Origin of the sequence: Shimia sagamensis, from assembly GCF_900182745.1 — a bacterium.
In the GTDB taxonomy this organism is placed as follows: domain Bacteria; phylum Pseudomonadota; class Alphaproteobacteria; order Rhodobacterales; family Rhodobacteraceae; genus Shimia; species Shimia sagamensis.
In genome coordinates, this window is record NZ_FXTY01000002.1 from 168,682 (window position 1) to 189,396 (window position 20,715).

A 20,715-nucleotide genomic window follows, 5' to 3' on the forward strand; every position below is an offset into this window, starting at 1 on the left:
TTGCCATACCACATTTTAGCATCTGTTTCCGCTATGTTCTATAAAAGTTTTGACACAAAACAAGAACATGCGTAGAACGAGGGGAAGACATACTCTATTTAGGGGTCCCCGAGCATGCTGACCAAAAAGCAACTAGACCTGCTGGAATTCATTCACACCCGTCTGCAAAAAGACGGGGTGCCACCCAGCTTTGACGAAATGAAAGATGCGCTGGATTTACGCTCTAAATCGGGCATCCACCGATTGATCACTGCGTTGGAAGAGCGCGGCTTCATCCGCCGCCTGGCCCACCGCGCCCGCGCGATTGAGATTGTAAAACTGCCGGAGAGCATGGGCGGCGCACCGTCAGCACCAACTGCAGGGTTCCATCCCAACGTGATCGATGGGCCTCACCCTTCACCTGCACAGCCCGCCAACGTGACGCCGGACGAGGTGCAGCTCTTTGCCCGCGAATTGCCGGTCATGGGCAAGATTGCCGCCGGCGTCCCAATCGAAGCGATCAGCCATGTCGACCACCATGTCGCCGTTCCAGGCCAGATGCTGTCTGTGGGGCAAAATCACTACGCGCTTGAAGTCAAAGGCGATTCTATGATCGACGCCGGCATCAACAATGGTGATGTGGTGATCCTCTCGGAAACCACCACGGCCGACAACGGTGACATCGTGGTGGCGTTGGTAGAAGATCAGGAAGCCACGCTGAAGAAGTTCCACCACAATGGGACATCCATCGCGCTGGAGGCGGCCAACCCGGCTTACGAGACTCGTGTCTATCCTGAGGACAAAGTCAAAGTGCAAGGCAAACTGGTTGGGCTGATCCGCACTTACTGACCACGTAGCTCTGCATCATTCCACAACCGACGGCCCGCTACTTGGCGGGCCGTTTTGCGTAAAGGCGCTGCGCCGTCAAAACGAAGTGCCACTGATCCCAGGTTTTGCAAATCGCGCGAGTCCAGCGTGTGACATTTCAATTCCTCGTCAAAGACCGTTGAAAACACAACGATATCTTCAGGCGCGCACCCATCAAACATTGCTTTTCCGGTTTTGCCCTGCACATGGATCAACCGCCCCCCGCCTGTCAATTCGACAAATGGAACGCGGCTTTCCTCACCAGGCCACAGACTCGCGGCTCCTGCTTGATCACGCTCGCTGCCGTCGTTCTCCAGCCAGTTCTCTGCGACAAATCCTTGCCCCTTCGCCTTTGACAGGGCCCGGCCCTGCGGCGTCATCACGCCCACCAAACCACCAGTGTCTGAGATCAAAACATCCGGTCTTTCTGCATCAGACCACAGCCAAAACCCAATACAAACAACCGCAAGTCCAGCGACACGCGCGCGCCCCTGCCAAAGCAAAAGCCACAGGCCGCCCACGGCAATCACCGGCAACACCCAGCGCCCGCCGCTTGGCACTGTACCGCGTGCGCCGTCCAAACCGCTCACAAACTGTGCGACGGTCAAAATCCATCGTAGTCCCTGCTCCATCACCCAAAGCGGCGCCGCCTCAAGTCCAATCGGCACCAATAGCGCCGCCACCACTGCCGCCGGCACAACCAAAATGCCCATCACCGGCACCGATACAACGTTGGCCAGCAAACCGTAGTGCGCCACGTGATTAAAATGCATCGCCGCAAACGGTGCGGTTGCTAACCCAGCCACCAGCGAGGACACCACCACAGCGGACACAGGCCGCAACCATTTGGGACCCAGCTGCCATTGCATGTCCCGCAGCCAGCCAAACACGCCGACCAAAGCTACCGTGGCCGCAAAGGACATTTGAAACCCCGGCCCCATCATGGCCTCCGGCCGCAGAACCAAAACCATGATCGCGGCAACCGCCACTGCCCTCAATGTCAGGGCGCGCCTTTCAAGCATCACCGCCAACAGAACCACTACCGTCATCACATACGCCCTTTCGGTAGACACGGCGCCACCGGACAACAACAAATAGCCCGTCGCCGCCACAAGGGACCCGCAGGCTGCGATCTTTTTGCCATCAACGCGCAGTGCGACGGTGGGGACCAAAGCGATGCAAAACCGCAGAGCGCCAAAAACAAACCCGGCCAAGAGCCCCATATGAAGACCAGAAATTGCCAACAAATGCGCGAGGTTGGCACCACGGAGCGCTTCTGTGACCGCCTCAGATATTCCGCTTCGATCCCCTGTGGTCACCGCCGCTGCAAATCCGGCGACATCCGGTGCCATGCGGGCCTGAATCGCCGCGGACAACCGCATTCGAAATCCGTAAATCCCTCCGCCGTTGCCTGGCAGTTCCAAGGCCACCACCGGCACGCGCGTATAGCCGACAGCACCAATCTGTTTGAACCAAGCGTGGCGCTGAAAATCAAATCCTCCCGGCTCAACTGGCCCGGACGGCGGCGACAAATGCCCCGTTGTGCCCACAAGCTTGCCTGGCGTTGGGTCTGTGCCTGTCACATCACCATGTAGTGAAATTCGCACCCTTTTGGGTGTGCCCTCCGGCGCAAACCGATCCAATTTCACATTGTTTAAGGTCAACCGCACCGCATCAGATGCCGAGCGATCAATTGCAGTGATCCGCCCTTCAATCGCGCCATAATATCGAAACTCAAGAACCGGACCCGCCACGCGATGCGCCCGCGCACCAGCGATGCACACTCCGGCAAGAACGAGCGCCACAAGCCATAAGCACGCCGCGACATGGACCTCCTTACCGATCGTCAACCATGCAAACCAACATGAAATCAGTCCAATCGCGACCAACACCGCAACGGCAGGCTCCACCGGCAGCGCAAAAAAGATGCCAATCCCCAGCCCCAAACAGACCGGCACCCAGCAAAACAGGTGCCCATATTGGTTCAGAAGGGAAGCACGCAAATATGTGACGACGCGCAAGCCTTGTCCTCTCTTACCCGTGTCGCTAGACAGTCCCTCAACGCTAGAACCCCAATGGTTACTGAAAGGTTAAACCCGCTATGACAGGCCAGGTCGTCACCCGTTTTGCCCCATCGCCCACCGGTTATCTGCACATCGGCGGCGCACGTACGGCGCTGTTCAACTGGCTTTATGCCCGCGGCCGCGGCGGCAAGTTCCTGCTGCGCATCGAAGACACCGATCGTGAGCGCTCCACACCTGAAGCCACCACAGCCATACTGCAAGGCATGAACTGGCTTGGCCTCGACCATGACGGCGAGGTTGTGAGCCAGTTTGAAGGCGCAAAACGCCATGCCGAAGTTGCACTACAGCTTCTCGAAGAAGGCAAAGCGTACAAATGCTTCGCCACTCAAGATGAAATTGCCGCCTTCCGTGATGAGGCCCGCGCAGAAGGCAAATCCACCCATTTCCGCAGCCCATGGCGCGACGCGGATGCCTCCACCCATCCGGATGCGCCTTTTGTGATCCGCATCAAAGCCCCACGTGACGGCGAAACCGTGATCCGCGATCAGGTTCAAGGGGATGTGACCATTCGCAACGACCAGCTGGATGACATGATCCTGTTACGCTCGGATGGTACACCGGTTTACATGCTTGCAGTTGTTGTAGATGACCACGACATGGGCGTGACCCACGTGATCCGTGGCGACGATCACCTCAACAATGCCGCGCGCCAGATGATGATCTACAACGCAATGGGCTGGGATCTACCGGTTTATGCGCACATTCCTCTAATCCACGGAGCAGACGGCAAAAAACTGTCCAAGCGCCACGGCGCCCTTGGTGCACAGGAATACCAAGCCATGGGCTATCCTGCCGCGGGCATGCGCAACTACCTCGCGCGCCTTGGTTGGAGTCACGGTGACGATGAGTTTTTCACCGATGTTCAGGCCAAAGAATGGTTTGATCTGGACAGCATTGGCAAAAGCCCGGCGCGCTTTGACACCAAAAAGCTGGAGAACATCTGCGGCCAGCACATCGCCGTGAGTGAGGATGCTGCATTGCTGCAAGAGATTGTGAATTACCTTGATGCCGCAGACCAGCCGGCGCTGAGCGAGCCTCAGACCGTATTACTACGGGATGCGCTCTATTGCCTCAAGGATCGCGCGAAGACCTTCCCCGATCTTCTTGAAAAAGCACACTTTTCAATAACATCCCGTCCAATTGACGTGGAAGAAAAGGCGGCCAAACACCTCGATTCAGTATCCCGTGGTATACTGAATGATTTGACGCCGCAGCTGCAAAATGCTAGCTGGTCGCGTGAAGGGCTTGAGGCTGTAACGAGCAGTTACTGCGAAGCCAATGAAATCAAGTTCGGCAAGATGGCTGGTCCGCTCAGGGCGGCGCTGGCTGGCCGAGCTGCGACCCCCAGCGTTTTTGACATGATGCTGGTGCTGGGACGCGAGGAATCTCTCGCGCGTCTGACAGACGCTGCCAAAGATAACGCGACGGAATAACGCCTGTTAATCAGGCGTTAAGACGTCGCAGACACAACGCGCCGGGGCGATCCGCGTCCCCGGCTACATAGGAAGGAAAACTGCCATGTCCGAGGCCAAGAAAACCGCAACCCTTACGATTGACGGCGCATCTTACGAGTTGCCAATCCACTCCCCTACTTGCGGTCCGGATGTGCTCGACATCCGCAAACTTTACGGCCAGGCCGGTGTGTTCACCTATGACCCAGGTTTCACATCCACTGCCTCTTGTGAATCCACCATCACCTATATTGATGGCGAAGAAGGTGTTCTGACACACCGCGGCTATCCAATTGGTGACCTTGCGGGCAAGTCCCATTACCTCGAAGTCTGCTACCTGCTGCTCTACGGCACATTGCCAACTGCAACAGAGCTGGAAACCTTTGAAACCACCATCACCCGCCACACGATGCTGCACGAGCAAATGGCAACGTTCTTCCGTGGCTTCCGCCGTGATGCACACCCAATGGCCATTATGGTGGGTGTGGTTGGCGCGATGTCCGCGTTCTACCACGACAGCACCGACATCAACGATCCGCTTCAACGTGAAATCGCCTCACATCGCCTGATTGCAAAAATGCCAACTATTGCTGCCATGGCATATAAGTACACAATTGGTCAGCCGTTTGTGTCCCCACGCAACGACCTAGATTACGCTTCGAACTTCCTACGCATGTGCTTTGCCGTGCCGGCCGAAGACTACGAAGTGAACCCGATCCTGTCGCGCGCGATGGACCGTATCTTCACGTTGCATGCTGATCACGAGCAGAACGCCTCAACCTCAACGGTGCGTCTGGCGTCTTCTTCCGGTGCCAACCCGTTTGCCTGTATTGCTGCGGGTATTGCCTGCCTCTGGGGCCCGGCTCACGGCGGCGCCAATCAAGCTTGCCTCGAGATGCTGAAAGAGATTGGGTCTGTGGATCGCATCCCGGAATTCATCGCGCGCGCCAAAGACAAGAGCGATCCGTTCCGTCTGATGGGCTTTGGCCACCGTGTTTACAAAAACATGGATCCCCGTGCGACTGTGATGAAGCAATCCGCGGATGAAGTGCTGGAGCTGCTGGGTGTCGACGACAACCCACTGCTGCAAGTTGCCTCCGAGCTGGAGCGCATCGCGCTGAGCGATCCGTACTTCAAAGAGAAGAAGCTGTTCCCGAACGTGGACTTCTACTCCGGCATCATTCTCGAAGCGATGGGCTTCCCAACTTCAATGTTCACACCAATCTTTGCAATGTCTCGTACTGTTGGCTGGATTTCTCAGTGGAAAGAACAACTGTCCGATCCGGGCCACAAAATTGGACGTCCGCGTCAGCTGTACCTAGGCGAAGACGTGCGCGCCTACACAGACATCGAAAACCGCTAAACCAAACGGTTTTGACAACTTCAAACGCGCCGGAACCTTTTCCGGCGCGTTTTTGCATTGCACAACCTCTCAAATCGCAAAATTGACCATTTTGGCTTTGATCCAGCCCAAGTTCATACACGTTTAACGTGCGGAGCAGTGTCCAAATTTCAAAGAATTGGAAAGGTTGGTCACACGTCTCGCAACTGCAATTTGTCCAATGGCAATTTTTACCGATCGCGTTGAGAAAACGACCTCCCCAACAATATATGTTTTTTGGCACTTATTAAGTGTCGCAATTTGGAGATGAGTGATGTGGATTCTGGGTCTACTGTTTATGGGACTCGCGGCAAGCAGCCTATCGGGCGGCGATGGATCAGACGATGACAGCACAGCCGTTGGCTTTACGTCTGACACTGAAACCGATGATGATACCACCACAACCCCGATCGTGTCCGAAGAGGGCGACAATGGGCTCCTGCTTGAAGGCGGAGATTCCAACAACGACCTGACGGGGACAGCCGGGCCCGACCTGCTTGACGGCAAAGACGGCGATGACACTTTGCGTGGCCAGGACGGCGAAGATGGCCTTTATGGTGGTGACGGTGACGACGTTCTTTTTGGCGGTGCTGGCGACGACTACATGACGGGCGGCGAAGGGGACGACGCAGTTTCTGGCGACAACGGCAATGACACTCTCTTCGGCTACACTGGCGAGGACACCCTAGAAGGCGGTAGCGGCGACGACTGGCTGTTTGGGGCGGACGTGACCAACCGTGATCCCGAAGTCGCCGACAGCTATTTGGAACGTGAGCCAGACACTGAGCTTGAAACGCAAGAACCTTCTGACACTGAAGAAGCCGATGTGTTGTTTGGCGGTACGGGAGATGACCAATTGATCCTGGGCGAACATGACACGGCTACCGGCGGCGTTGGCAGCGACACCTTCCACATCGGAAACTGGGTCGAAAGCGACGCCCCAGTGATCACAGATTTTGATCCGAATGAAGATGTGATTTCCATCATTGTGCCGGACAGTGAGCCCACTCCGGAGATCACAATCGAAGTTGAAATGGGCGAAACCCATATTCTTGCAAACAATGTCCTGATGGTCCGCATCATCAATGAAGTCGACAACTTTGACGCCTCCGACGTGACCTTCGTTACCCTGTGATCTTGCAGGTGGCCAACCATTCCACCTTCACTACAGCTTGCATTGCGACTTCTCATAGGCATTGACGTTCACCCTGAAATACGCGCCGGCCTTTCGCTTTCGGCGCGTTCATTGTGGTTCATTGATGCGCTCTCAGAAACAATCTGCTCAGACTCTAATGAATTGAGTGCAATCCCGTTCAAATGTGCCTCAAATATTTGACACGCATAGCGTGTTTAAGGCAACTTGCATACGACATGGCTCGGAAGCCAATTGGGACGCGTAGAAGACGCGCAACAAACGATTGATCCCCCAAATCCACATTCTGCGGATGTCATCTAGTGGGCCGTCTGTTTCATCCAAATGTCTTCCGATGGCCAGCACATTTCTAAACGCGTGCAATTTTGACGCGAAACTAGGAGAGACCAACATGATGTTTTTGGGTTTGTTGCTCGCAGGTCTGGGGATCGCAGCAATTGCTGATTTTGGCGGTTCCGATGACGGAGACAGCGACGACGGTAATGGCGTCAACACCAACAACGACCTCAACACCAACGGTGGCATTAACGACGAAATCACATCCCGATCCATCACACGTGATGGCGAGGTCGGCCTCATGCTCGAAGGCTCTGACAACGACAATGAAATTTATGCGACGAATGGTCCAGACATCCTCTCCGGCGAAGACGGCGACGACAGCCTGCGCGGTCGCGACGGCCAGGACTACCTCTTAGGCGGCGACGGCGCGGATTCCCTTTACGGACAATCCTCAGACGACGTTCTGCATGGCGGTGCCGGAGATGACGAGCTACATGGCGGCAGCGGCAATGACACCCTGTTTGGAGCCGGTGGCGACGACGCTCTTTATGGTGGCCCGGGCAACGACGAGTTGGTTGGAACAGACATCTTCAACCGCGATCTCGAAATTGCCGACCGCTACACCCCAGAAGACCCGTCCACTCCCTTGGCGGTCGTTACACCAACCCAGGCAGAAGCCAACCTATTGGACGGTGGCGACGGTGACGATTGTCTGCTGGTGGGCGAAGGCGACACTGCCACAGGCGGCGCCGGCCATGATCACTTCGAAGTAGGCTACTGGGTCGAGGATGAGGACAATGTACCCGTTGTCACAGATTTCAATGAAGCCGAGGACGTCATCGAGGTCCACTATCTCGCGGGTGATCCAGAACCAACCATCACCTTGGAAACTGAAAGCGATGAAACAATGGTCTATGCGGATGGCCAACTTGTGCTGCGCGTGCAGGGCGACAGTGACACACTCACTACCGATGATGTGCAGTTGGCCGAAATCACCGTGTCCTAAGACCGCTTTCGAGGTCAAACAGGTTGGCCATGATGGCTCAGCCGCGGCGGGCATTGATCAAACCGCCGCGCCGCCGTGCTGGACACAGGCCAAAAACACAATTAAACACGGCGCCATGGGTCCGCAGTTCACCCAGGCGCCGCCGGTCAGTCAGACTTTGCTAAACCTGCGAGACATCTTTCGACAGCATGCTTTTTGCACGTGCCGTCGACAAGGGCGGCCATCGACCCCGACTTCGGGATGCACGATGTCAAAAGGATGCCCTCATGTCACAAGACGTGATCCCTCTGTACGTGGCCGACGTTTCAGCCTTCACCAAAACACTGCGCAAGTCTCTGACCGAGCAAGATACCCTGCCCGGCCACGCCGCCATGTTGGCGCTGGTGGCCAAAGCCGCAGGGTTTCAGAACCACCAACATCTAAAAGCAGCCAAACCCGCGGAGGACACCGCGCTGGACGAATTGGCCCTCAAACGCGCCCTGCGTGTGTTTGATGATTCAGGTCGCATGTTCCGCTGGCCGAAATGGACCAAAGTACAAGGCCTTTGTCTCTGGACCTTCTGGGCCCGGATGCCGGCGCACAAAGATTTGACGGAGAGAGACGTCAACGAGATCCTGAAAACCGGCCTCAACTTTGACGATCATGTCCTACTGCGCCGGTCCCTCATCGACCACAAACTGGCGGAACGCACCATCGATGGCCGTGTCTATCGCCGCATAGAACAAAGGCCAACGCCCGAAGCGCTGGCCCTCATGAAACGGCTCAAAGAACGGTGAAGGACTTAGCGCCCTTCGTATTTCGCGGGGCGCTTTTCAAGGAACGCCACAACACCTTCCTGGAAGTCGCGGGTCTTGCCCAGTTTGCCCTGGCGCTTGGCTTCCTGTTCCATCTGCGCGGTCCAGTCATTGCCATAGCTGTCCTGAACGGCGCGTTTGATCTCTTTGTAGGCCAGCGTCGGGCCACTTGCGAGATGCGCCGCACGCTTCTTCACTGTGACTTCATAAGCGTCATCTGACACCGCTTCCCAGATCATGCCCCAGTCATCCGCCTGTCGCGCACTGATCTTGTCCCCAAACAGGGCTGCGCCCATCGCTTTGGCCGCGCCCATCGCCTTGGGCAACTCATAGGTGCCACCGGCATCCGGCATCAGGCCAATGCGTGAAAACGCTTGCATGAAGTAGGCACTCTCTTTGGCAATCACCACATCCGCCGCCAGCGCAAGATTGGCCCCGGCTCCCGCGGCGGCACCATTCACCGCGCTGATAGTTGGAATAGAGCATTCACGGATCGCCCGGATCATCGGCATGTATTCATCACGCAGCGTGCGCTCCAAATCCATGCTGGCTGCACTGGAGCTGTCACCCAAATCCTGACCAGAGCAAAACGCCTTGCCTGCGCCTGTCAACACCAACACGCGGGCTTCGGAACCAGCCGCGATCACCGCATCTGTGATTTCCGCCCGCATCTGCTGTGTCATCGCATTAAGCGTGTCCGGCAGGTTCAATGTCACCGTGGCAACACCGTCGGTCACGTCATAAGTAATTGTCTGATAATCCATTGGGTCCCTCTCCGCGTCCTGCCCTGTCATCGCATCCCTCTGCTTGTGCTCCAAGCAGGACCCGACGTCATTCCTTGAGGATTTCCTGAAGCCGCGCTTCTTCCTCGTCGCTCAATGTGCGTTCTGTTGGTGAGCGGGCTGTGGAGCGGCGGCGCGTGTAGCCAAATCCAACGATCAGCGCGATGATCAACATCACCGGTCCCGCGCCGTAAAGCACCATATTGGTGCCACTGGTGCGCGGCCGCAACAGCACATATTCGCCGTAGCGATCGACAACAAAGTCGACAACTTCGTCGTTGTTGTCACCTTCCACAAGCCGTTCCCGCACCAAGACCCGCAGGTCTTTGGCAAGCTGGGCATTGCTGTCGTCAATGCTTTCGTTGCGGCAGACAAGACACCGAAGGTCTTTGGATATGTCCCGTGCCCGCTCTTCCAAAACCGGATCATCTAAAATCTCATCCGGCTGCACAGCGGCACTTGGCCCTGCCAACATCAGCGCGACAAAAAATGCCGCGCCCCAAGTTTTCAGCGTTGTCATCATGTCTCTCACTCCGCTGGTACGCCACCTGCCGGCGCTTTGCGCGCCCCGGCCGCCACACGATAACGGCGGTCGGTCAGGCTCAACAACCCACCAAGAGACATAAGGAAGGACCCGAACCAAATCCAGTTGGTCAGCGGCTTAATGTAGGTCCGCACCGTGTACGCGCCATCTGCCTGTGCATCTCCGATTGCCAAATACACGTCCCGCAGAATCCGGTAGTCAATCGCCGCTTCCGTGGTTGGCATCGCCGCCACCGGATACACGCGCTTCTCAGGATGCAACATAGTCACGTCTTTACCGTCTTTACGCACACGGATGTCCGCCATCGTCGTCAGGTAGTTTGGCCCTTCGGTTTCGCGCACACCTTCCAGCGTGATTTCATAGGCCCCAACCATATATGGCTGGCCAAGTTGAGCGACACGAATGTCCTCCTGCTCCCAGGCCATCAATCCTGCGATACCAAAGATGGTCACACCAAAGCCCGCATGCGCGACTGCTTTGCCCCAATCCGCTCGCGGCAGACGGCTCAAACGCCCAATCCGATCCCCCAGCGCCCCGCGGCCCGTGCGCGACATCAGGTCAATCACAGCGCCCATCAGGAGCCACGCCCCAAGGAACAAGCCAACAGGCCCCAACAGCGAGCGTCCGCCCTGAATGGTCCATGCCAAACCACCAAGCGCCACCGCCAAAACAAATGCTGGTGCCAGCGGTTTCACCACCTTGCCCAGTTTTGCCCGTTTCCACGGCAACATCGCACCAACTGGCAAGACCAACCCCAAAAGCACCATAAACGGCGTGAACGCCATATTGAAAAATGGCGCGCCCACGCTGAGTTTACGCTCAAAGAACATCTCGCTCACCAACGGCCAGATTGTGCCAATGAACACCACAAAGCAGGCCACGGCCAAAAGGATATTGTTGAGAACCAGTGCGCTTTCGCGGCTGACCACGCCAAAGACACCTTTGGCTTCCATTTGACCCGCCCGCGCCGCAAACAAGGTCAGTGCACCACCGGTGAAAAACACCAAAATACCTAAGATGAACACGCCACGTTCCGGATCATTGGCAAAGGCATGCACCGACGTGATCACACCGGAACGCACAATAAATGTCCCAATCAACGAGAAGCTAAACGCCATAATCGCCAGCAGGATGGTCCAGCTCTTCAGGCTTTCGCGTTTCTCCACCACGATGGCGGAGTGCAGCAAAGCAGCCGCCAGAAGCCAAGGCATAAAGGAGGCGTTTTCCACCGGATCCCAGAACCAGAAACCGCCCCAACCAAGCTCGTAATAGGCCCACCAGGATCCCAGCGCGATGCCGATGGTCAGGAACACCCAGGCCGCCAAGGTCCAAGGCCGCACCCAGCGGCCCCAAGCCGCATCAACACGACCTTCGATCAGCGCCGCAATCGCAAAGGAGAAGGCCATCGAAAGCCCAACATAGCCGAGGTACAAAAACGGCGGGTGCAATGCGAGGCCGACGTCCTGCAACAGTGGGTTCAAATCACGACCATCAAACGGCACCGCATCCATGCGCTCAAACGGGTTGGAGGTAAACAGGATGAAGGCAAAGAAGGCCACAGCCACAGCGCCTTGGATCGCCAAGGCGCGAGACCGAATGCTAGGCGGCAGATTGCCGCCAAACCAGGCCAAACAGGCTCCAAACAGCGTCAGGATCAACACCCACAACAGCATGGACCCTTCGTGGTTGCCCCACACTCCGCTGATTTTATACAGCATCGGTTTGAGCGTGTGCGAGTTGCCAGTCACCAAGGACACCGAGAAGTCCGAGGTCACAAAGGCGTACGTCAGCGCCGCAAAGCTGAACGACGCGAACAGGAACTGCAGACCTGCGGCCGGTTCCGCCACAGCCATCCAGCCGGGCCAGCGCATTTGCGCGCCTACAAGTGGGACAATTGCCTGCACCAATGCGGTGACGGCGGCGAGGATCAGGGCAAAGTGGCCAAGTTCTACTATCATGGCCCCTATATACGCCGACGCGCGGGCGGGGCCAATGCAAATCGGACCCGCCAGATGATCACTTTGTCGCGCCCCCACTGGAATGTTCGCGCCACTCCACAAGCACCGGATTCTCGCCTCCTTCCATAGGAGATTGAGCCTCCGCCCGCACAGACCCTTCCAGGGCCTCAAGTGTGTCGATCACCTCGGGTACACGCTTCAAGTTTTCTGTCATAGATCGCTGAAATTCTTGACCTTTTGCCTGATGTCGTGCGCCAAAGTAAAAGCTCACCACCACGCCAAGCAGCCACCACAACGGCTCCGGCACCAAGGCAATGCCACTCATGCGCGCCGCAAACCAAACCGGATCCACCATGGCACTCACAAAAAGCGCCAAACAACCCAAGGCCATAGCCGGACGCGGCAGGCGATTCACCGCGTCCATCACCCGATCAAACCGCCCCCGATCCTGCGCACGAAACTCTGCCGCATGGCCCTGCATGGCGGCAATCTGCACATCTTGCGCCCGTTGCGCTGCACCCTCCGCATTCTCGCGAAACACCTCTGCGGTTTCCTTGATCACATTACGCCCGCCGCCAAACACAAACGACAACACCCGCTCGATCATCCCCATGACACCACCCGTTTCTCAAATTCCACCTGCGTCAGGTGATAGCGCGGTGAGATGAACTCCTCCGCCCGCTTGATCCATCCCCCCTTATTGCCGGCCCGAGAGCGCGCATATTTGCGCGACTTGGGTCGCAGGTCCGCCAGCCGGAAATAATAGTTCCGCCGCGCCACGCCATAGGCATCTGCCAAATGATCGGGCGCCATACCTGCCGCCACTTTACTGGCGGCTATGGTCTGTGGCCCGATCTTGCCATCCACCGCAACTTGCTGCCCCATTTGCCCCAATAGGCGTTGCAGAATTTTCACCGCATTGCTGCCTGCGTTGACGTACATGTCAAACACCGACGCCTGCAAAACCTCTGGCAACCGATCCAACTTTGGCCTTTCAAAATAGTGCCACAGATAGACTGCCTCTGCATCCGCTGGTGTCAATTGCTTCACATCCGCAACATCCACATCACCGTCACGATCTTTGTCCAAGCCCAATCGCCGTGCTGTGGCCAAGGTAACACCTAAATTTGTCGCGCCGCCCGGATCATCCGGATCATTCACAAACCCACCTTCGCGCGCCACAATCTCCTTTGCAATTTGACGAACATCCAACATCTCAACCTCCTGTGTGCTTCCCACACAGCCTGTCGACTTGTCCGTTAAACCGCCCCCACCCCAGCGCACGATGCCCGTTGCACCAAAGAAAAACCCCGCAGACTTCGCAGCCCACGGGGTCAAATTCATCATCGGTGCAATGCCTTAACTCTCTGGCTCAGGCTCCACATAAACGCCCTGCTCTTTCAGCGCGTCCACCACCTCTTTGGGCATATAAGTCTCATCGTGTTTCGCCAGAATTTCTGACGCCACAAATACACCGTCAACATATTTCCCGGTGCCAATCATGCCTTCGTTTTCTTTGAACAGATCCGGTAACACGCCGGTAAACGTCACCGGAATGGAGGCCCCGCCATCGGTCACGGAAAACCGCACGGTCTCACCGTCACCGCGCACCAATGTTCCCTCTTCGACCAACCCGCCAATCCGGAAGGTTTCAGAGGCCCCTGGCGGCTCCTCCGCCACCTGTGTTGGCGAACGGAAGTAATTGATCCCGTCTTGCATGGCCCAGCCAATCAGACCGGTGGAAATGATCAGGGCTACGAAGGTCAGGATGATCACCTGAACCCGGCGTTGCTTCTTGAGGCTCTTCATTTTTCCTCTCCAGCGCTTGCGCGCAAATTACGGGAAACAAGGCGCCAGCATCAGGCCAGCAGTCTCTTCTTCTCCCAACATCAGGTTGGCGTTCTGCAACGCCTGGCCGCTGGAACCCTTGGTCAGGTTGTCCAACGCCGCAATTACAATGGCCCGCCCGTCGATCCGGTCGCCGGTCACGCCGATATGGCAGAAGTTGGAGCCGCGCACATGCCGTGTGCTCGGCGCTTCGCCAAAGGGCAACACCTCAATGAAAGGTTCCTCAGCATAGGCTTTTGCCAACGTGGCATGGATCACCTCTGCATCACCCTGCACATACACGGTTGCCAAAATCCCCCGGTTGGCTGGCACCAGATGCGGGGTGAATTGCACTTTCACCTCGCGCCCCGCCACTTTGGAGAATTCCTGATCGAACTCGCCCAGATGCCGGTGTGTGCCGCCAATCGCATAGGCGTGGTTGCCTTCGCTCAGCTCCGCGTGCAGGAGGTTCTCTTTCAAGGACCGCCCTGCGCCGGACACTGCACATTTCAGATCAAGAATGATTTGATCAAGGTCAATCACATCCGCTTCAATCAGCGGTTTGAGCGCAAAAAGTCCGGTCGCCGCGTTGCAGCCGGTTCCCGCCACAACCCGTGCGGTCTTGATCTCTTCCCGATAAAACTCGGTCAGGCCGTACACAGCCTCTTTTTGTATCTCAAGCGCGTCATGCTGCCCGCCATACCACTTGGCGTATTCATCAGGATCGCGCAGCCGGAAATCCGCGCTCAGATCCACAACCTTAACATCAGACGGCAACGTTTTGATAACACGCTGAGAAGTGGCGTGTGGCAACGCGCAAAAGCACAGATCCACATTGGCAAAATCAATCTCTTCAATCTTGCACAGCGTTGGCAAAGTCAGGTGGCGCAGATGTGGGAACACAGCCGCCATCTCCAAGCCCGCCTTACGATCTGCGGACAAGGCAACGATTTCCATGCTGGGATGGGTGGCGATCAAACGCACAAGCTCTGCTCCGGTGTAGCCGCTGGCGCCAAGAATTGCGATTTTATGGGTCATGTTGTCGACCTCTTCCCTTCTTTTGGCCACAGCATTCGCGTGGCCATCCCCGTCACTTGCGGGGTAAATAGTGAATTGTGATGAGAATTGCGAGAGCCTGCGCACCCTCGCCGCAGTTTACGCGGCTTGAAAGGAGATTTGTCGTCGCAAAAACTGGGTTGCGCGATCACTCACTTTGCGAGGATCACCCGTGGTCAGGAACAAATTGTCTGTGCCGTGCCCAATCATTTTGGGGTGCCGCTCCAAGTAGTCTGCCAACGAATCTGCAACCAGATTGGCCTGACTATACACATTTACATCCGCGCCCAAAGCCGCTTGAAACGCGTCATGCATAATTGGGTAATGCGTACAGCCCAATATCGCCGCTTGCGGCTCCGGCATCTTGCGCTTGAGCGCATCCACATGCGAGCGCACCAGCGCCTCAGCCAGGATCATATCGCCGTCTTCAATGGCATCCACAACGCCGCCACAGGCCTGCGCCTCCACATCAACGCCAATCGCACGAAACGCCAACTCGCGCTGAAACGCCCGGCTCGCCACCGTGGCCGGTGTCGCAAAAAGCGCCACATGTTTGACCTCAACCTCACGCGGAGGGCTGTTGTCCCCCCAGCTACGTTCCGTCAACGCCTCAATCAGGGGCACAAACACCCCCAGAACGCGCTTGTCTTTGGGAATCCAGCTTTCCTGCATCCGCCGCAGCGCCGCAGCACTGGCTGTGTTACAGGCGAGAATAATCAAATCACAGCCTGCCGCCCACATCCGCTCCACGGCGGCGGTGGTCAGGTTGTAGACGTCATCGGCGTCGCGCACGCCATAGGGCGCATGAGCATTATCGCCAAAATATACCAACGGCACATCCGGCAAACGCTTGCTCACCGCGTCATAGACCGTCAGGCCACCCAAGCCACTGTCAAAGAGTCCAACTGCCACACCGCACCTCGATTTACCTGTTTTCGGCCTTCTGACCGTCAAGCTTATGTTTTTCTTCAAACTCAAAGCCATAGCCCATTTTGGTGATCGGCTTTGGGGACAAAGAATAGGTGCGTTCCCGCAGGAAGTCCATGAGCTCCCACGTGTCGCTGGCGCGGCTTTTGATCTCAGCCGGCTCCACCGGCTCGCCAATCACCACACGCACAGGCGTATCAACCCGCTTTTTAAATTCACGGATCAGGAACCCCATACGCAAGGTGTAATGCAGATGGCTGGCCACCTGGAACAAGCGGCTGGTGTGCCCGTCATAAAACACCGGCACCACGGACGCCTCAGATTTGGCAATCATACGCGCGGTGAACCCGCGCCAATAGGGGTCAAACGGCCGCCCAAACGGTTTATCCGCCGTGGACACGGTGCCGCCCGGGAAGATCCCAATCGCCCCGCCTTGCTTGAGATAATCCAGCGACACTTTGCGCGTCTGCAGGTTCAACTTCACTGCCGCTCGGTCTTCGTCAAAGCTCACCGGTAGGATAATTCTTTCGAGATCTTCTGCCTTGCGGAACACCTGATGTGCCATCATGCGGAAATCACCACGTGTCTTGCTGAGCATATAGCCCATCATCAACCCATCCAGAATACCATATGGATGGTTGGCAATCATAACCACGGGCCCGGTTTTAGGGATGTTATCGAGCGATCCGCCAATCACATCCAGAGTCAAACCATAGCGCTCACGCATGACTTCCCAGAAGTCCCGCCCTGCGGCCACTTCGTCCTCATAGCCCGCCGCCCGTTTGATAAGTCGCAACCGGCCGGTGGAGTTTTCCAACATCCGGATCATCGCTTTGCCGCTGCGCGTTTCCGCCGCATAGGCATAGCTGATGTCACGGGCATTATGGATCACGTAAGTCATAGAAGCTCTCGAGTCATAGTAACACAGCCGCTCTATGACAGATTTGCGAAGGAATTTTAACCCCCTTCCGTAGCGTCAAGCTAACGCATCAAAAATCATAAAACCTGCCTAAAACAGACAGGTTTTTTGGTTTTCATTTAGGAACTGAGGCGATTATTCAGCAGCTGCCTGTATTGCATCTCCCTGTTGCACCGCAACCAGCAACTCCTCACGCCGCTTCGCCACTTTGGCCTCGGCCTCGACCTTCACTGGTCCAAACCCTTTGATCTGCATCGGCAATTCCGCCAATGCCACCGCCGCGTCAGAGGCTTTCGCACCTTGATCCGCAATCACTCGCGCCATGTCGGCCTCATATTGCGTGATCAGCGCTCGCTCCATCTTACGCTCCGGATGGCGCCCAAAGGGATCAAGCGGTGTGCCGCGCAACCCTTTCATCTTCGCCAAGATGGGGAACAGACGCATCATGCCTTTGCCATACTCCGTCTTTAGTGGACGCCCATTTGGACCCTCTTTGGCCAACAGGGGAGGTGACAGATGCACCTTCATCTCAAAATTGCCTTCAAAGACCTCTTCCGCCTTGGCTCGGGTCTCCAAATGCAATCGCGCCACCTCATATTCGTCTTTGTAGGCCAACAGTTTATGATAACCCAACGCCACGGCCTTTTTCAGACGGATATCCTCAATGCCATCGACCAGAGTGCGGTATTTTCTTGCCAAACCGTGGCCCTGATATTTCACCAAGTGATCCGCGCGGAAGGCGATCTTCTCTTCTAGCGTCTTGGGCTTCTGCACCACATTGGGTGCCAGCATGCCCGCAGCCTGTTCTGGATACAGCACCGCCCACCGGCCAATCTCAAACGCGCGCAGATTTTTCTCCACTGCCGCGCCATTCAATTCAATCGCGCTAACAATCGCCTCGTGACTGATTGGAACAAGCCCTTTCTGCCACGACGCCCCAAACACCATCATGTTGGAGAAAATCGCATCCCCCATCACAACCCGCGCCAGCTCCGACGCATCAAACAAAGCCAATTTTTCCCGCAACCGGGCTTGCAAGGCCACTTCCAACCGGCCTGTGGGCAGCTTGAATTCCGTATCCTGCGTAAAGCTACCGGTGATGATCTCATGACTGTTCACCACAGCCCCGGTCCGGCCTTCTGATGTCAGCCCCAAGGTCTTTGCCCCGGCACTCACCACCAGATCGCCCCCTATCAGCGCATCACACTCGCCGGTGGCCACGCGCACCGCGCTTATCGCTTCCGGCGTTTCTGCCACGCGACAATGGATATGCACCGCGCCACCTTTCTGTGCGAGACCGGCCATCTCCATCATGCCGGCCGCTTTGCCGTCAATCTGCGCCGCTTGGGACAGGATCGCCCCGATGGTCACAACCCCGGTGCCGCCAACGCCGGTAATCACCACGTTATGGGTGCCTTCGATCGGCTTGATCTCCGGCATCGCCATCTGCGGCAACTCCAACGCTGCTGTGGCACCTTTGCGAATTTTTGCCCCTTCAACAGTCACAAAACTCGGGCAGAATCCGTTCAAGCAGCTGAAATCCTTGTTACAACTCGATTGATTGATCTTGCGCTTGCGACCCAGTTCGGTCTCGGCTGGCTCGATGGAAATACAGTTGGACTGCACCCCGCAATCGCCGCAGCCTTCACAAATATCGGTGTTGATAAACACCCGACGATCCGGATCCGGAAATTGTCCGCGTTTACGCCGACGTCGCTTCTCGCTGGCGCAGGTCTGGACATAAACAATACAGCTCACCCCACTGATTTCACGGAATTTTCTCTCCACATCAGCCAACTCAGCACGCTCATGGAAGGTGATGCCTGACGGGAACACAGAAGGGTCCACGTCTTCTTTTTCGTCGTAGACCACCGCCACATTTTGCACGCCCATTGCGCGCACCTCGTCGGCAATTTTCTGGGGGCTCAGGCCACCATCATTGGCCTGCCCGCCCGTCATGGCCACCGCGTCGTTGAACAGGATTTTGTAGGTGATGTTGGTTTCTGCCGCCAATGCCGCGCGAATGGCCTGCACTCCGGAGTGGTTGTAGGTGCCATCCCCCAGGTTCTGGAACACATGTTTGGTCTTGCTAAATGGCGCCTCGCCAATCCAGTTGGCCCCCTCGCCGCCCATATGGGTAAAGCCGGTGGTCTCCCGATCCATCCACTGCACCATATAGTGACAGCCAATTCCGGCATAAGCCCGACTGCCTTCTGGCACTTTGGTGGAGGTGTTGTGTGGACAGCCGGAACAGAACCACGGCGTACGCACCGCAATATCCTCGGCATTGTCTGCCCGCTGCGCTTCTTTCAGCGTATTCATACCGGCCTTCACCGCATCGGTGCCCCGACCTTCCTCGACCAGAATGTCGCCGAGCTTTTCGGCAATCATAATCGGATCAAGAGCCCCACGGGTTGGGAACAGCTCCTCGCGCCCCAGGCTGCCATAGCCGCCTTTGTACCAACCATAGACCCGTCTCCCACGCCGGTCGTCAAAGATTGCTTCTTTGATCTGCACCTCGATCAGCTTGCGCTTCTCTTCGACGACGACAACCAGGTCGAGTCCCTCGGCCCATTCCTCAAATGACATCATATCCAGCGGGAAGGTCTGACCCACCTTATAGGTGGTGATGCCAAGCCGCTCTGCTTCGCTTTCATCAATGCCCAGCAAGTCCATGGCATGCACCAGATCGAGCCAGTTCTTACCGGCGGCCACAAAGCCAATTTTCGCACCCGGCTTGCCCCAGACCCGCTTGTCCATCTTGTTGGCCCGGCTAAACGCCTCCGCGGCAAAGCGTTTGTGGTCAATCATCCGCGCTTCCTGCGCGTGCGGCGTGTCGTGCAAGCGGATGTTCAAACCGCCTTCTGGCATCGCAAAGTCAGGCACAACAAAGTCCAACCGATGCGGGTCACCATTCACCACCGCCGTGGCTTCAATGGTGTCTTTCATGGTCTTGAGCCCCACCCAGACCCCGGCAAACCGGCTCAGCGCCAGACCATAGAGACCGTAGTCCATGACCTCCTGCACACCGGCAGGCGACACAACCGGCATATAGGCATCCACAAGCGCCCACTCAGACTGATGCAACACGGTGGAACTTTCCCCGGTGTGATCATCGCCCATCGCCATCAGCACGCCACCGTTGGGGCTGGTACCTGCCATGTTGGCATGGCGCATCACATCACCGGTGCGGTCCACGCCCGGCCCTTTGCCGTACCAAAGCCCATAAACGCCATCAAACTTACCTTCGCCACGCAGCTCTGCCTGTTGGCTGCCCCACAGCTGCGTCGCCGCGAGGTCCTCGTTTAACCCGGTCTGAAACAACACATCATGCGCCGTGAGTTCTTTCTCGGCCCGCATCATCTGACTGTCCACCGCACCCAGCGGCGAACCACGATACCCTGTTACATAGCCAGCGGTATTGAGCCCAGCTGTGGTATCCCGCGCCTTCTGCATCAGCATCAACCGCACCAAAGCCTGTGTGCCATTTAGCATCACACTATCTTTGGTCAGGTCCAATCGGTCATTCAAAGACACCTTTTGGATACTCATCTTGCGCTCCCCTCGCTGGACGGTCATTCCTATATAAGCAATTTATTAGGTCACAAAGTCTGACCTATGCAATCATTTTTTTGAACACTCGTTCCTTTAACCCTCCCGGGTTGCACAGAAAACACCGCAGAACTACGGCTTAGTGATCTGATCACA

The 20,715-nt window shown here is 56.7% G+C and carries 17 protein-coding genes; 6 read left to right on the forward strand and 11 right to left on the reverse strand.

Features of this window, described 5'->3' with window-relative positions:
* Nucleotides 1-114: 114 nt before the first annotated feature.
* Complete coding sequence (gene lexA / locus QOL67_RS05305) at nucleotides 115-828, forward strand: transcriptional repressor LexA (protein WP_283424930.1); 714 nt, start codon at nucleotides 115-117, stop codon at nucleotides 826-828.
* On the opposite strand, the gene QOL67_RS05310 is transcribed toward lexA, so the two are convergent.
* Complete coding sequence (locus QOL67_RS05310) at nucleotides 822-2,867, reverse strand: ComEC/Rec2 family competence protein (RefSeq protein WP_283424931.1); 2,046 nt, start codon at nucleotides 2,865-2,867, stop codon at nucleotides 822-824. The two genes, lexA and QOL67_RS05310, sit on opposite strands and share 7 nt — an antisense overlap.
* Before the next feature lie 80 nt (nucleotides 2,868-2,947).
* On the opposite strand from QOL67_RS05310, the gene gltX reads away from it, so the two are divergent.
* The 5 genes from gltX (at nucleotide 2,948) to QOL67_RS05335 (ending at nucleotide 8,976) form a co-directional block, all read left to right on the forward strand.
* A complete protein-coding gene (gltX, locus tag QOL67_RS05315) occupies nucleotides 2,948-4,363 on the forward strand; it encodes a glutamate--tRNA ligase (protein ID WP_283424932.1) in 1,416 nt (471 codons plus the stop codon).
* Nucleotides 4,364-4,448: 85 nt separating this feature from the next.
* Nucleotides 4,449-5,744 carry a citrate synthase gene (gene gltA / locus QOL67_RS05320; protein ID WP_283424933.1) on the forward strand — a complete coding sequence of 432 codons (1,296 nt, stop codon included), beginning with the start codon at nucleotides 4,449-4,451 and terminating at the stop codon, nucleotides 5,742-5,744.
* 292 nt (nucleotides 5,745-6,036) lie between these two features.
* The gene (locus QOL67_RS05325) at nucleotides 6,037-6,897 is read left to right on the forward strand and encodes a calcium-binding protein (RefSeq protein WP_283424934.1); all 861 of its coding nucleotides are present in this window, start codon (nucleotides 6,037-6,039) and stop codon (nucleotides 6,895-6,897) included.
* Nucleotides 6,898-7,306: 409 nt separating this feature from the next.
* Entirely contained in the window at nucleotides 7,307-8,200 is an 894-nt protein-coding gene (locus QOL67_RS05330) for a calcium-binding protein (RefSeq protein ID WP_283424935.1), read from the forward strand.
* 266 nt (nucleotides 8,201-8,466) lie between these two features.
* Nucleotides 8,467-8,976 (forward strand): DUF2087 domain-containing protein, encoded by a 510-nt coding sequence (locus tag QOL67_RS05335; RefSeq protein WP_283424936.1) that lies wholly within the window; start codon nucleotides 8,467-8,469, stop codon nucleotides 8,974-8,976.
* A 5-nt stretch (nucleotides 8,977-8,981) separates the two neighbouring features.
* Here QOL67_RS05335 and QOL67_RS05340 read toward each other — a convergent pair whose 3' ends face one another.
* The 10 genes from QOL67_RS05340 to QOL67_RS05385 form a co-directional block, all read right to left on the reverse strand.
* Nucleotides 8,982-9,758, reverse strand: coding sequence for an enoyl-CoA hydratase-related protein (locus QOL67_RS05340; protein WP_283424937.1), 777 nt, complete (start codon nucleotides 9,756-9,758; stop codon nucleotides 8,982-8,984).
* A gap of 67 nt (nucleotides 9,759-9,825) precedes the next feature.
* On the reverse strand, nucleotides 9,826-10,296 hold the full coding sequence (locus QOL67_RS05345) for a cytochrome c-type biogenesis protein (protein ID WP_430458940.1): 471 nt from the start codon (nucleotides 10,294-10,296) through the stop codon (nucleotides 9,826-9,828).
* 8 nt (nucleotides 10,297-10,304) lie between these two features.
* Nucleotides 10,305-12,278, reverse strand: a complete 1,974-nt coding sequence (locus QOL67_RS05350; RefSeq protein WP_283424939.1) for a heme lyase CcmF/NrfE family subunit — start codon at nucleotides 12,276-12,278, stop codon at nucleotides 10,305-10,307.
* 58 nt (nucleotides 12,279-12,336) lie between these two features.
* Complete coding sequence (locus tag QOL67_RS05355; protein ID WP_283424940.1) at nucleotides 12,337-12,891, reverse strand: holin family protein; 555 nt, start codon at nucleotides 12,889-12,891, stop codon at nucleotides 12,337-12,339.
* Entirely contained in the window at nucleotides 12,882-13,493 is a 612-nt protein-coding gene (locus QOL67_RS05360; protein WP_283425459.1) for a holin-associated N-acetylmuramidase, read from the reverse strand. Before QOL67_RS05360 ends, QOL67_RS05355 begins: the two co-directional genes overlap by 10 nt.
* Nucleotides 13,494-13,637: 144 nt before the next feature.
* Nucleotides 13,638-14,087, reverse strand: coding sequence for a cytochrome c maturation protein CcmE (gene ccmE / locus QOL67_RS05365; RefSeq protein WP_283424941.1), 450 nt, complete (start codon nucleotides 14,085-14,087; stop codon nucleotides 13,638-13,640).
* A 27-nt stretch (nucleotides 14,088-14,114) separates the two neighbouring features.
* Nucleotides 14,115-15,143 carry an N-acetyl-gamma-glutamyl-phosphate reductase gene (argC, locus tag QOL67_RS05370; RefSeq protein WP_283424942.1) on the reverse strand — a complete coding sequence of 343 codons (1,029 nt, stop codon included), beginning with the start codon at nucleotides 15,141-15,143 and terminating at the stop codon, nucleotides 14,115-14,117.
* A gap of 117 nt (nucleotides 15,144-15,260) precedes the next feature.
* Nucleotides 15,261-16,073, reverse strand: coding sequence for a glutamate racemase (locus tag QOL67_RS05375; RefSeq protein WP_283424943.1), 813 nt, complete (start codon nucleotides 16,071-16,073; stop codon nucleotides 15,261-15,263).
* A 13-nt stretch (nucleotides 16,074-16,086) separates the two neighbouring features.
* A complete protein-coding gene (locus QOL67_RS05380) occupies nucleotides 16,087-16,989 on the reverse strand; it encodes a lysophospholipid acyltransferase family protein (protein ID WP_283424944.1) in 903 nt (300 codons plus the stop codon).
* A gap of 153 nt (nucleotides 16,990-17,142) precedes the next feature.
* Nucleotides 17,143-20,559, reverse strand: coding sequence for an indolepyruvate ferredoxin oxidoreductase family protein (locus QOL67_RS05385; RefSeq protein WP_283424945.1), 3,417 nt, complete (start codon nucleotides 20,557-20,559; stop codon nucleotides 17,143-17,145).
* Nucleotides 20,560-20,715 lie beyond the last annotated feature (156 nt).